Here is a 12,872-nt window from a genome sequence, read left to right as displayed (position 1 = left end):
AATGCCAAGAAGGCCACCCGATCCGGGTGGCCTTCTGCTCTTCTGCACGCGACTCTTACATGGCTGGCGGTGGTGGCGGCGGTGGAGCATCCTGGCCGTTGCCGCGGAAGCCACCCGGGCCGCCACGATGTCCGCCACCGAAGGGGTGCTCCGGCGCGTTCACCACCGTATAGCCAGCGGGTACCTGGAACAGGCTCGGGTTTGGCTCCGCGCGGTTTACGGAGGTCAACGTTTCGGATCGCGTTCCGCGCTCGCCGCTTTCAGACGAGCCAACATCCAGCTTCAGGTCGGGCGAAAACCACGTCTGCCGCGTCATGGTGTGTGCGGTGCCGTTGTCGCGGGCTGGGAACGTGATTGTGGACTGCGTGCCCGTGGCGGAGACGCCGGCGACGACCTTGGAACCAAGGGTGGTGGTCGTCACGTTATTGCGGGCTGCCTGCGAAGGCTGTCCGGATTCCTTGCGGCTCTCCCGCTGCTGCAGGCGCGTGAAGAAGTCTGGCGGCAGTGTCTGCACAAAGGCAGTCTGGCGATCGACATTCAAGTGCGTAACCGTGTTCGCGACCGGATCCAAAATGGTGATCATTGTGCGCGGTCCGCGGGGAGCAGACGGAGCCTCTGGCGCCGCACCCGTGCTGTTGGGCGAAGGTGCGCGCGGAGGAGGCGGAGGCAGCGTGATCTCCTCGCGCACCCGGCCCTGCGAATCGCGATAGACCGTGCTGGTGCGCTGTTGCTGAGCGCCCTGCCGATCGGTGAAGTTCGACGTCTCTGTAAACTGGGCAGTGAACGGCGCTCCGGCTATGGGCTCCACGCGATGCGCGGCCATGCCTGGGCCAAACGGCCGATGCCCATGTGGGCCTCCGTGGTGAGCGCCTGGTTGCGGGGACGAGGGCTGGTCAGCGGGCGCAGACTGCGCGACGAGCGGAGCAGAAAGCGCAACAGATAGAAGAGCTAAGGAGCTCGCGAGTCTCATACGAATGTGCCTCTGGGGTGAATCTGCACGTACAGACGAGGCGATGTTGAAAAGGCTTCACTCTGCGGCCAGCGCCCGCAACGTAGCGACATTGCGCAAGACATCGCCTGGCTCATCGACCGGCGTTTCCGCAATGAACGCACACTGCGCGAAACGCGAATCCATAAGAATGCGCCGGAACGCGTTGGGTCCGATGGTGCCGTCGCCAATGTGCTGATGCCGATCGAGCTTACTGCCCTGCGGCGCCTTCGCATCGTTGCAGTGCCAGACCTTCACACGTCGCGCGCCGAAACTGTCCTCTATGTTTTGCACTGTCTCCAGGTAGCCCTCAGGAGTCACTATGTCGTAACCGGCGACATGCAGGTGACACGTATCGAGACAAACATCTACGGGAGCACAGCGGTCCAGCAGGTGAACCAAGTCCGCAATCTGATCCAGGCTTCCGCCCATGCTGAACTCAGACCCGGCTGAGTTCTCAATGAGGATGCGCAAACGGGAGTCCTGGCATGGCAGGCCGTCCAGCGCACGCTCGATGTTTTCGGCCGCGTGACGCAGGGCCTCATCGCGCGTGAGACCTCGCCACGACCCCGGATGCAACACGAGGAAGTCCGCACCGAGCGCGAGCGCGCGGTCCACCTCGCCACGGAAGGTTGCAGTGGACTTGCTGCGGACCTCCGCCGTTTGCGAGCAGAGATTGATCAGGTACGACGCATGGATCGCCAGCGGACCGATGTTGTGCAACGCCCGCCCGCTGCGCATGCGCTCCGCGTCTTCCTCGGACACGGGTGTTGCGCGCCAGGTACGCGGCGACGACGAGAAGATCTGAAAGCAGTTGGCGCCGCACTCAACGGCACGCTGCACAGCGGTCCAGGTGCCGCCGCTGGTGGACAAGTGGATACCAATACGCTGCCGCTGCGATGCCACCTTTCGATAGTAGCCTCGCCGCTCGTCTCTCTAAGCGTCCGCCTTGTGATCCTCAGGAAGTGCAACTTCGTCGAAGCGCTCCGCGAGCTTTCGTAGCTGCACGGGAACGTCGGCTCCCGAGAGCGGCTTGCCGTGGCCGGGTACAACGATCCGCGGGGATAGCCCGGCAAGTTTCTGAACCGAGGCGCGGGCCGCGTTCCAGTCTGAGGTGAAGTAGGCTGGCGGTCCGTGCAACTCAGGATGTTGCACCAGAGCGGCCTGGAAGAACGCCTCCGGCTTGGTGGTGCAGAACGCATCGCCCACGAGCAGCGTGTCGTCCGACTGGCGATAGAACGAGATGTGCCCCGGTGTGTGGCCTGGCGTGTGCAGGACCTGCCAGCCTTCCAGTTCAGGGATGCCGCTCCCCTCTGCCGCTTGCAGCAAGCGGAGGTGCGGTCGCAGATCGATGGGGTCTTTCGGATACAGCGGCGACAGCAGAGCCATCATGCCGCCGCCGACGCCCGGATCCGGCGGAGGATACGCCAGCTTCCCGGAGAGATAGGGCTCCTCCAGCGGGTGCGCGACGACCGGCACTTGCCAGTGTTCGGCCAGCGTGCGCGAGGCACCCACGTGGTCGAAGTGACCGTGAGTGAGGACAATGGCTTTTGGCGCCGTTCCGAACTGCTTCTCGGCCCACGATCGGATGTATGCCGCCGATCCAGGAAGTCCGGCGTCGAGCAGCGTCCAGGTCCCGTCCGGATTGACAACTCCGAAGACATTCACAAACGCGATGCGCAGCCCAAAGATGCCGGTCGCGATGTGGTCCATGGGAAGAACGTCGTTTTCAGAAACCGCAACACCATCCATCGGAAGCTCCTTCTGCAATGGGATGCGGCGCGACTCACGCCTCCTCACCGCAGTGGCAGATTTCGGCGCAGACGAAAGAGGCTCCCGAATCGGGAGCCTCTTTCCGGGGTCGTTGCGAAAGGCTAGTACACGTCCAACTGGTAGCGCTTCGCCTTCTTCATGTCCGTCAGGTAGGACTGCGCGTCGTCGGGCGTGCAGCCCTTTCCGTCGGCAATCGTATCGAGCAGCGTCTGCTCTACGTCTTTGGCCATACGGCTGGCATCACCGCAGACGTAGAAGTAAGCACCGCGCTCGAGCCACTGGAAAAGCTCCTTCTGATTCTCGCGCATGCGGTCCTGCACATAGATCTTCTTGCTCTGGTCTCGCGAGAAGGCAGTGTCGAGCCGGGTGAGCGTTCCGTCCGCCAGCATAGCTTCCCATTCTTCGCGATAGAGGAAGTCGGATGCCTGCCGCTGCTCGCCGAAGAAGAGCCAGTTCTGGCCCTTGTGACCGTGCGCCTGGCGATGCTGCAGGAAGGCGCGGAACGGGGCGATGCCGGTGCCCGGGCCGACCATGATGACGGGCGCGGACGTATCCTCCGGCAGACGAAAGTTCTGGTTGGCATGGAGGAAGATGGGCAGGGTGGCGCCCGCATCGGCACGCTCGCCCAGGTGTCCGGAGCACAGTCCCTGCCGATCGCGGCCGTGCGTGTGGTAGCGCACCACGCGAACCGTGGTGTGCACGGCGTCGGGCGTTTTTGCCTGCGAGCTCGCGATGGAGTACATGCGCGGCGTGAGGCGGCCGAGGACCGTGAAGAGCTGCTGCGGGTCGGTGATGCCGCCAGGGTGCTCGGTGATCAGGTCGAGGAACTCGCGACCCCAGACGTACTCTTCCGCGCGGGACTTGTTGTCCTGGCCGGCGAGCGACTTCAGGAAGTCGAGACCGGGTGTCGACTCGGGAGCGATTTTCGCGTAGCTGTTCACCGAACCGCGGGTCAGTTTGCCGATGTGCAGCTTGGTGCGCAGTGCGTCATCGAGCGTGGTTTCTTTCTTGAAGAAGTCGAGCACCTTCTCATCGCCCTTGTAGCCGAGCGCCTTAAGGACGTCCTCGACTTCAGAGTCGCGGTTCGTCGGCAGGATGCCCACGGCGTCGCCGGGCGTGTATTCCATGCCCTTGTCCAGCGCCAGTTCAATGTGACGCGTTTCTTTTTCCGAGTCGCTGTCGGTCATCACATAGTTGACCAGCATGGTGGAGACGAAAGGATTGTTTCGGGTGTACGTCTGGTTCTCTGTGCTCATGTTTTGGGCGGTTTTCTCAATCTCTAAGGCTACCAGCCCCGGGTTTCCGTAGCAATGGCGGAGCCGTTTACACGGGTTTGAACTACCCTCTGCGACAATGAAGATTCGCGGTCATCACAGGGGGTTCAATTGCAGGACGCGTCACACGGGCAGCAGCCGAGCGAAACGGAGACAAGCGGCACCACGGCAATTGCGGCGCAGGACAACCGCTCAGCCGACGGTATCCGACTCGCGTTTCTGCGACACATGCGCCGCACCATCGGCAAGCCGGTCGAGTTCTCGAACACGCTGGACCAGTACCGCGCCATGGCACACCTGGTGCGAGATCGTGTGATGGACGACTGGATCACGACGGTAGAGAGCTACGTGCAGCACAACGTGCGCGTGGTGTGCTACTTGTCTGCGGAGTTCCTGCTGGGACCGCACCTGTTGAACGCGATGCTGAACCTCGGCATCACCGATTCCGCGGAAAAGGCCTGTGACGAGCTGCACTACAGCCTGACCCAACTGGCGGACGAGGAGCCCGAACCCGGCCTGGGCAACGGCGGCCTGGGACGTCTGGCAGCCTGCTACATGGACAGTATGACCACGCTGGAAGTACCGGCCGTGGGCTACGGTTTGCGCTACGAGTTCGGCATCTTCCGCCAGGAGATTCGCGACGGGTGGCAGGTGGAGCACTCCGACAAATGGCTGGAGTACGGCAACCCCTGGGAGATTCCGGCTTCGGAAGCGACACAGCATGTGAGCTTTGGCGGCCACACGGAAACCACTAAGGACGAAAAGACAGGCGAGCTGATCTGGAAGTGGGTGCCCGCCTTCACGGTGAAGGGCGTGGCGTATGACACGCCCATTCCCGGCTATCGCAACAAGCAGGTGAACCGCCTGCGGCTGTGGAAAGCGGAAGCGGAAGACAGCTTTGACCTTGAGATCTTCAATCGCGGCGATTACATGGGCGCCGTGCGCGACAAAATGGAGTCGGAGACGATCAGCAAAGTGCTGTATCCGCCTGATGAGACGGAGCAGGGCAAGCGGCTGCGGCTGATGCAGCAGTACTTCTTCACGTCGTGTTCGCTGCAGGACATGGTTCGTCTGCACAAGCTGCAGAAACTGCCGATCGAGAAGTTCGCCGACAAGTGGTCGGTGCAACTGAACGATACGCACCCGTCCATCGGCATCGCGGAGTTGATGCGCATTCTCACCGACGAGGAAGAGATCGGCTGGGACGAGGCGTGGACGATTACGCAGGCTACGTTCGGCTATACGAATCACACGCTACTGCCGGAGGCTCTGGAGAAGTGGCCGCTGCCGATCTTCGCCAGCCTGCTGCCGCGCCACATTGAGATCATCTACGAGATCAATCGGCGCTTTCTGAAAGACATGCAGGCCAAGTTCCCCGGCGACACTGCTCGGTGGGCGCGCATGAGCCTGATCGGCGAAGACGGTGAGAAACAGGTCCGCATGGCCAACCTGGCCGTGGTCGGCAGCAAGATGGTCAACGGTGTGGCCAAGCTGCACTCGGAACTGCTGAAGGAAGACACGCTGAAGGACTTCTACGAGGCGTTCCCCAATCGGTTCACCAACGTGACGAACGGCGTCACACCGCGTCGCTGGCTGATGCTGGCGGACCCACCGCTCACAGCGTTGCTGAACGAGGTGCTGGGCACCGCGTGGCACACAGACCTGTATGCCCTGCGCGGCCTGGAGGACTACGTGGATGACGCGGGGTTCCTCGACAAGTGGCGCAAGCGGCAGGAGGAATCGAAAGGTCGCCTCGGAGATTTCATCAAGCGCTCCATGGACGTAAGCCTGAACCCGGCGAGCATGTTTGACGTGCAGGTGAAGCGCATCCACGAGTACAAACGGCAGCACCTGAATGCTCTGCACATTCTGGGCCTGTACTGCCGCATCAAGAGCGGCGAGCTGAAAGACCTGCCGCCGCGCACCTTCCTCTTTGGCGGAAAGGCCGCACCCAGCTACACCTACGCCAAGCTGATGATCAAGCTGGTGTGCACCGTCGGCGAGTTGGTTGGCAAGGATCCGCAGACCAAGGACCTCTTGCGCGTCCTGTTCGTCCCGGACTACAGCGTTTCTCTCGGGCAGCGGATTTACCCTGCCGCCGACCTGAGTGAGCAGATCAGCACCGCGGGCAAAGAGGCCAGCGGAACGGGCTGCATGAAGTTCATGATGAACGGCGCGGTGGCCATCGGCACGCTGGACGGCGCGAACATCGAAATCCGCGAAGAGGTCGGCGAGGAGAACTTCTTCCTCTTCGGCCTGACCGCACCACAGATCGCAGAAAAGCAGAAGGCCGGGTACCGTCCGCGCGACTTCTACGAAAAGAGCCCCTTGCTTCGCGAAGTGATGGACGGCCTGCGCGACGGCAGATTCAGTAACGGAGACCGCGACACGTTCGCTCCGCTCGTTCGCGACCTGCTAGAGGTGGACCGCTACTTCGTAATGGCCGACTTCGACGACTACGCGCGAGCTCAGTCCGAGGCTGGCAAGATCTTCTGCGACAGCAAGAAATGGAGCCGCATGAGCCTGCTGAACACGGCGCGATCGGGCAAGTTCAGCTCCGATCGGTCGATTCGCGAGTACTGCCAGAACATCTGGAAGATCAACCTGGACAGGTAGCGCGCCGGGAGCAGTGGCGTGAGGTGCTGCCTCGCGTCGCCACTCCAGCGTTGTGCCCAGATCAGGACCTTGTCGAGCTCGTCACACTCCATCGCACGGAGAATGCGTCGAGGCTACCGGGAACGCTCGACTGCCCTTCCAGCCAGATCGTTTCGCCGCCCGCGTCGAACCCATCGGTTGCGTCAGGACGCAGGTTCGCAGACACCTCCAAACGCTTCCCGTCCAGATCCCACCCGATCTGAAATGCTCCGGCGCGCAGAACCCGGAACTCTCCGCATCGCTGATGCAGACTCTCGAGAGATGGGCTCACATGCTCCTGCCGGACTGCTAGGATGCGGCGGTACCAGTCCGGCCAGGTCGACTCTTCCCGCTGTGCCCAATCGAGCTTTGCGGAAAGAAAAGTGCTCTCCTGTTGCGGGTCGGGCGCGTTCTTCAGTGCCGCCTCGTCCGCGTTATGCAATTGCGCGAGAAACTCGCGCCGACCCCGGCTTACAGCCTTGCCCAGATCGCCACCGAAGTCGCAGAAGTAGGGGAAGGGCGTGGTCGCGCCGAACTCGTCGCCCATGAAGATCATGGGAATTTGTGGCGTGAGTAGCAGCAGGGACATCACGGCTCGCACGGCTGCCGGCGGCGCCAGCGCGTGAATCCGCTCCGCTCCGATGCGGTTCCCGATCAGGTCGTGAGTTTGCACGAACGAGACAAACGCAGTCGGAGGCACATGACAACGGACATCGCCAGACTCACCGCGTTCTTCCACTGCGATGATGAAACCTTCGGCAACGCTCTCCGCCTGCTTGGTGGTTTCCTCGTCCTCTTGCGCACCTGAGAAATCCTGTCGCATGGCTGCTCCCAGCAGATGCGACATATCATGGTTCCACTGCGCCGTGAACTTCTCGCAATGGCCCTTCTCATTGCGCAACAGCTTCGGAGCGACGTTCTGTTCGTCTTCGCGGATCAGGTGGATTTGGCGTGGCGGCTGGTGCGCTGCGCCGAACTCGTGGACCCGCGAGGCCAACTCGTCCAGCACATGCACCTTGCTCGTGTCGACGATGGCGTGGGTGGCGTCGAGTCTCAGGCCGTCCACGTGGAACTCTTCAACCCAGTACAGCGCGTTCTGGATGATGAGTTCCCGCACCTGCCTGGCGCAATCTCCGGCGTTGTCTTCATCGAAGTTCAGAGCATCGCCCCACGGGGTGCAGTGATCTTTCGTAAGCAGTTGCGGAAAGTACTTCGGCAGGTCGTTCCCTTCCGGGCCGAAGTGGTTGTACACCACGTCCAGGATCACCTGGATGCCGTGCCGGTGTGCGACGTCGATCAGGTGTTTCAGGTCATTCGGGTGCCCATAGGTCGAGTCAGGCGCATACAGCAGAACCGCATCGTAGCCCCAGTTTCGGTTGCCCGCGAAATCGGCCAGGCACATGATCTCGATCGCGGTGATGCCGATTTCAGCGAGCAGAGTCAGCTTCTCAGCGGCTGCGGCAAACGTGCCTTCTGGCGTGAACGTGCCGATGTGCAATTCGTAGAGCACGCTCTGCGACCAGGGGCGGCCTTGCCACCCACCATCGGCCCAGGCAAATGCGAGAGGATCGATGACCTGGCTTGGGCCGTGAACATCGTCTGGCTGAAAGCGCGACGCCGGATCGGCAACCGCGGTTCCGTCCTCCAAGACGAAACGATACCGGCTGCCAGCTTCGGCGGTTGGCTCGACGCGTTCAAACCAGCCCTCCTTGGAACGCTGCATCGGCAGATCATCGCCGGCATTCTCCAGGCGCAAGCGCACTGTTTCAGCTCCGGGCGCAAAGAGCCGGAAGCGTACGCCATCCTCCGGCATCAGTTGCGCGCCGAAGGGCATGGGATGACTCGTGTGAAGCGTAAATTGGCCGTGGAGCGCTGGGTCGGGCACAGGCGTTTGGATGCACGCTTACGCTGTAGCACCGCCTGCCGTCGCACTGGCGCCTCCGCTGCCAGCGTTGACAGTGCTGTGGTCGCTGCACTACAAGTGTCGCTAACCCCAGGAGCTGAACCGATGAAGCGTCGAAGGTTCGTGTGGATGGTGGCAGGCGCCTGCGTTCTGCCGGATGCGCTGTGGACACAGCAGGCGGCGACCACACAGAATCCATTGCCTCCACCACCGGCACCGGTGCCGTGGACGCTGGGCCTGAACAGCAAGACGCCCCTTCCCCACACGGAAACGCCGGACGACGTTGCCGCCACCGACGCGGACTTCTTCTCGCCCGTGCAGATGGCGACGTTGATCCATCTCAGCAGCGTGTTGCTGCCGCCTCTGGGAGAGATGCCGGGTGCCGTGGAAGCGCAGACTCCGCAGTTTCTCGATTTCCTGATCGGCGACTCCCCTGCCTCGCGCAAGGCGCTGTATACCGGCGGCCTGGATTGGCTGGAGGCGGAGTCGCGCCGCAAGAACGGTGTCCCGTTTGCAAAGACCACACCAGAGCAGGCCGATGCGGTGCTGCGGCCGTGGCTACGGACGTGGATGAGCGATCATCCGCCCACCGAACCGCATGCGGACTTCGTGAACATCGCCCACGCCGACATTCGCACCGCGACCATGAACAGCCGCGCCTGGGTCAATGCCGAAACCCACGGCCGCGGCAATGCCAACGCGGCACAGATGTACTGGTCGCCCATCGATCCGGACACCAGCGCTGACAACTACCGCGCGGTCCACCAGCGGCCGGCGCCCGTACAGGCAGCGCCCAAGTCGTCCAACACGTCCCCCTCCTACCCTCGCTAAACGATCAGGAAAGTCATGCCCAACGAACCTGTAGACGTGCTCATCATTGGCTCCGGTCATGCGGGCGGCATGGCCGCCAAGGTGCTTTGCGAAAAGGGCGTGAAGTGCCTGATGCTGAACGCCGGGCCCGTAGCCGATGTAGGTCGGCACACGCAGCGCAAAGCACCGTACGAATTGCCGTTTCGCGGTTTCAAGCCACCCGGCAAGCTGGAACACGTGTTCCAGGCCAGCGAATACAACACCAATGTATGGGTTGACGAGCAGGAGGTGCCCTACACCTTTGCTCCGCAGAACCCTTACAACTGGGTGCGGGTGCGGCTATTTGGCGGGCGATCTCTGTTCTGGTCGCGACAGTCGTTCCGCTTGAGCGATTACGAGTTCAAGGGTAAGTCGCACGACGGTTTCGGCGAAGACTGGCCGATCGACCACGCGGAATTATCGCCGTTCTACTCGCGGGTTGAGGACATCTTCCAGGTATACGGGGCGAAGGACGGGCCGCCGCAGATGCCGGACGGCAACTTTGTGATCGACGACGCTCCGTGGACCGAGTCGATGAAGCGTTTCATCGCGGCGGGCAAGCCGGTTGGAGTTGCCGTGTGCAAGCAGCGCACGGCACGTGGGCGCGACGGTCTGGCAAGCTCTGTGAACCTGCTGATTCCGGACGCCGAACGGACAGGCAAGCTGACTTCGGTCTCAAACGCGATCGTGCGCGAGATCACTGTCGATAAAAGCACCGGGCGGCCCAACGGCGTCATCTTCATCGATCGCCTGTCGCACCGCGAAATGCAGGTGAAGGCGCGCGTGATTGTGCTCGCCGCGGGCACGCTGGAGAGCACACGACTGCTGCTGAACAGCAAGCTGGCCAACAGCAGCGGCCTAGTGGGTCGTTACCTTTGCGATCAGATTTACGGTGCCGGGGTTACCTGCAGCGTGCCCGAAGCGCGCAACGGACGCGCAACCCCAGCGCTGATGGGCGGGGGCGCCATCGTTCCCCGCTTCCGCAACATCACGACGAAGGATCCGCGTTTCCTGCGGGGCTACGCCTTCAACGTGACCAGCCGTGCGGGTGGCCTGGAGCCGCGGAATTTCGCAGCCTATGGGGCCGAACTGCAGCGCAAGATGGACGAGTACCACGGCTCAGCCTTTTACATGACGATCATGGGCGAGGTGCTGGCGCGTTACGAAAACCACGTCCGCATCAACCCCGACGTGACGGACGCGTGGGGAATACCGGTGCTGCATGTGGAGACAAAGTACACCGACAACGAATACGCGATGGCAAAGGACGCAGTCGCGACCGGGTCACAGATGGCCCACGACGCCGGGTTTGAGGTGCTGTCGAGCAACGTCGTTCCCAACCCGCCGGGATACAGCATCCATGAGGTTGGAACCTGCCGCATGCACGACGATCCGAAGAAGGGCGTGCTGAATCGGTGGAATCAGAGTCACGATCACAAGAACCTCTTCGTAGTGGATGGCGCGGCATTCACCAGCGCTGGATGGCAGAACCCGACCATCACCATTGCGTCCCTGTCCATGCGGGCCTCTGAGCATTTGGCCGCGGAGATGAATAAGCTGAACGTGTAACCGGGAGACCCGAAACGTGTCCATGACTCGCAGAACCTTTCTTTGCTCCACCGCCGCTGCCGGCCTTGCCCTGTCGATGCGCGGGGGTTTTGCCTGGGCAAACCCGCTAGGTCTGCCTGCGGGCCTGCAGCTGTACAGCGTTCGCCAGCAGATGGCACAGGACCTGGATGGCGCACTCGCTGCGGTTCACGCGGCTGGCTACACCGAGGTGGAATCGGCCGCGCTGCCGAAAAAGCCGGCGAAGGAAATCCGCGCTGCCCTAGACAAGGCGGGTCTGCGATGCGTGAGTTCACACAACAGCTTCGCCGACGTGACTACGCGTTTTGATGAGACGGCAGCATTCGTTAAGGAGCTCGGATGCACTTATCTCATCTGTCCTTCGTCGCCGAAGCGCGACGGCACCTTCCCTAACGCTCACTCGCCGATGTCCCTGGACGACTGGCACTATGCGGCGGAGCAGTTCAACAGCGTCGGCGAGAAGGCAAACGGAGTTGGCCTGCACTTTGGGTATCACAACCACACGGGCGAGTTCATCCCCGTTGAAGGCAAGGTTCCGTACGAGGAGTTGCTGCGGTTGACCGACCCCGCCAAGGTGACCTTCGAGATGGATGCGGGCTGGGTGAACGTGGCGGGTGTAAATCCGGTGCAATTGATGCAGCAGCATCCGCACCGCTTCAGCATGTTGCACGTGAAAGATTTCAAGCTGGCCGCCAACCCGCAACCGGACAAGCGTGAAGAAAGCGTGGTCACTGAGCTGGGCAGAGGCTCCATCGACTACCGTCCCGTATTCGCCCAGGCCGCAAAGAATCAGCACATCACGCACGCTTTCGTCGAGCAGGAAGCCTTTGACGTGCCGTGGCAGGAGTCGCTGAAGATCGATGCGGATTTCTGGCGCTCGCTCAAGGCCTAACGGATGCAGATCGGTCTGTTTACCCCCGTGTTCAACAGCGTTGATTTTGACGGCCTGTTGCGCGAAGTTGCGAAGTATCCCGCGATCCGGATGCTCGAAATTGGCACCGGCGGCTGGCCGGGCGCAAGCCACATCAACATGGCGGAGATGCTCTCTTCGCGAGAGCGTCTCCGCGAGTACCGGGCTCGCCTTCAGGATGCCGGTCTGTCCATCAGCGCCTTCTCCTGTCACGGCAACCCGGTGCATCCCAGGCGGGAGATCGCGGAGCGCGATGCAACGCTGTTGCGCGATACGGTTCGGCTTGCAGAGGCGTTCGAAGTGCCAGTGGTGGTCACATTTTCCGGCTGTCCTGGTGGTGGCCCGCAGGATGCGACGCCAAACTGGATCACGGCTGCGTGGCCGCCGGAGTACGCGGAAGCGTCGCGGTGGCAATGGGAAGAGCGCCTGATCCCGTACTGGCGCGATGCAGTGACCGACGCGCAACAGCATGGCGTTCGGGTTGCGCTCGAAGCGCACCCGGGGTTCTGCGTGTACAACACGGAGACGCTGCTGCGCTTGCGTGGAGCAACTGGCAACGGGCTTGGGATCAACCTCGACCCGAGTCATCTGTGGTGGCAGGGCATGGACATTCCGTCGGTGATCTCCGCATTGGGCGAGGCCATCTTTCACGTGCACGCCAAGGACGTTGCGCTTGCTCCGTCAAAGATTGCTCGGAATGGCGTGCTGGACACGAAGAGCTATGCGGAGATGGCCGAGCGTTCCTGGCTATTTCGCACGGTGGGCTGGGGCCATGGCGAGCTGGAGTGGAAGGCCATCGTCTCCGCGCTGCGACTGGCCGGCTACGACTACGTGCTCAGCATCGAGCACGAGGACGCTCTGGCGTCGATCCACGAAGGGTTGTCCTCCGCGACCGCGATGCTCTCGCGCGTTGTCCTGACCGAGCCTCCGGTCGAGGCCTGGTGGACGTAGCGC

Annotated in this window: 10 protein-coding genes; 5 read left to right on the top strand and 5 right to left on the bottom strand. The window is 62.3% G+C overall.

The genetic code is table 11. The features are described 5' to 3' along the window. Positions 1 to 55: 55 nt before the first annotated feature. The 4 genes from OHL12_RS00910 to OHL12_RS00895 all read right to left on the bottom strand — a co-directional run bounded on the left by OHL12_RS00910 (position 56) and on the right by OHL12_RS00895 (position 4,017). Positions 56 to 823, bottom strand: a complete 768-nt coding sequence (locus tag OHL12_RS00910) for a hypothetical protein (RefSeq protein WP_263411962.1) — start codon at positions 821 to 823, stop codon at positions 56 to 58. 204 nt (positions 824 to 1,027) lie between these two features. Beyond that, a complete protein-coding gene (locus OHL12_RS00905; protein WP_263411961.1) occupies positions 1,028 to 1,894 on the bottom strand; it encodes a deoxyribonuclease IV in 867 nt (288 codons plus the stop codon). A gap of 30 nt (positions 1,895 to 1,924) precedes the next feature. After that, positions 1,925 to 2,740, bottom strand: coding sequence for an MBL fold metallo-hydrolase (locus OHL12_RS00900; protein ID WP_263411960.1), 816 nt, complete (start codon positions 2,738 to 2,740; stop codon positions 1,925 to 1,927). 122 nt (positions 2,741 to 2,862) lie between these two features. Further along, positions 2,863 to 4,017, bottom strand: coding sequence for a diflavin oxidoreductase (locus OHL12_RS00895; protein WP_263411959.1), 1,155 nt, complete (start codon positions 4,015 to 4,017; stop codon positions 2,863 to 2,865). Between the two features lie 129 nt (positions 4,018 to 4,146). On the opposite strand from OHL12_RS00895, the gene OHL12_RS00890 reads away from it, so the two are divergent. After that, complete coding sequence (locus OHL12_RS00890; protein WP_263411958.1) at positions 4,147 to 6,651, top strand: glycogen/starch/alpha-glucan phosphorylase; 2,505 nt, start codon at positions 4,147 to 4,149, stop codon at positions 6,649 to 6,651. Positions 6,652 to 6,712: 61 nt separating this feature from the next. On the opposite strand, the gene treZ is transcribed toward OHL12_RS00890, so the two are convergent. Continuing rightward, positions 6,713 to 8,554: a malto-oligosyltrehalose trehalohydrolase gene (treZ, locus tag OHL12_RS00885; RefSeq protein WP_263411957.1), complete on the bottom strand. Its 1,842-nt coding sequence runs from the start codon at positions 8,552 to 8,554 to the stop codon at positions 6,713 to 6,715. 123 nt (positions 8,555 to 8,677) lie between these two features. On the opposite strand from treZ, the gene OHL12_RS00880 reads away from it, so the two are divergent. The 4 genes from OHL12_RS00880 to OHL12_RS00865 are packed head-to-tail and all read left to right on the top strand — an operon-like array spanning position 8,678 to position 12,869. Next, positions 8,678 to 9,403 (top strand): gluconate 2-dehydrogenase subunit 3 family protein, encoded by a 726-nt coding sequence (locus OHL12_RS00880; protein WP_263411956.1) that lies wholly within the window; start codon positions 8,678 to 8,680, stop codon positions 9,401 to 9,403. A 15-nt stretch (positions 9,404 to 9,418) separates the two neighbouring features. Continuing rightward, the gene (locus OHL12_RS00875; protein WP_263411955.1) at positions 9,419 to 10,990 is read left to right on the top strand and encodes a GMC oxidoreductase; all 1,572 of its coding nucleotides are present in this window, start codon (positions 9,419 to 9,421) and stop codon (positions 10,988 to 10,990) included. Between the two features lie 22 nt (positions 10,991 to 11,012). After that, positions 11,013 to 11,900 carry a sugar phosphate isomerase/epimerase family protein gene (locus tag OHL12_RS00870; protein ID WP_263411954.1) on the top strand — a complete coding sequence of 296 codons (888 nt, stop codon included), beginning with the start codon at positions 11,013 to 11,015 and terminating at the stop codon, positions 11,898 to 11,900. 3 nt (positions 11,901 to 11,903) lie between these two features. Then, positions 11,904 to 12,869 (top strand): sugar phosphate isomerase/epimerase family protein, encoded by a 966-nt coding sequence (locus tag OHL12_RS00865; protein ID WP_263411953.1) that lies wholly within the window; start codon positions 11,904 to 11,906, stop codon positions 12,867 to 12,869. Positions 12,870 to 12,872 lie beyond the last annotated feature (3 nt).

This window comes from Terriglobus aquaticus, from assembly GCF_025685415.1.
Taxonomy (GTDB): Bacteria; Acidobacteriota; Terriglobia; order Terriglobales; family Acidobacteriaceae; genus Terriglobus; species Terriglobus aquaticus.
The sequence above is the reverse complement of the archived record's forward strand: the minus strand, read 5'-3'. Positions and strand labels throughout refer to the sequence as shown.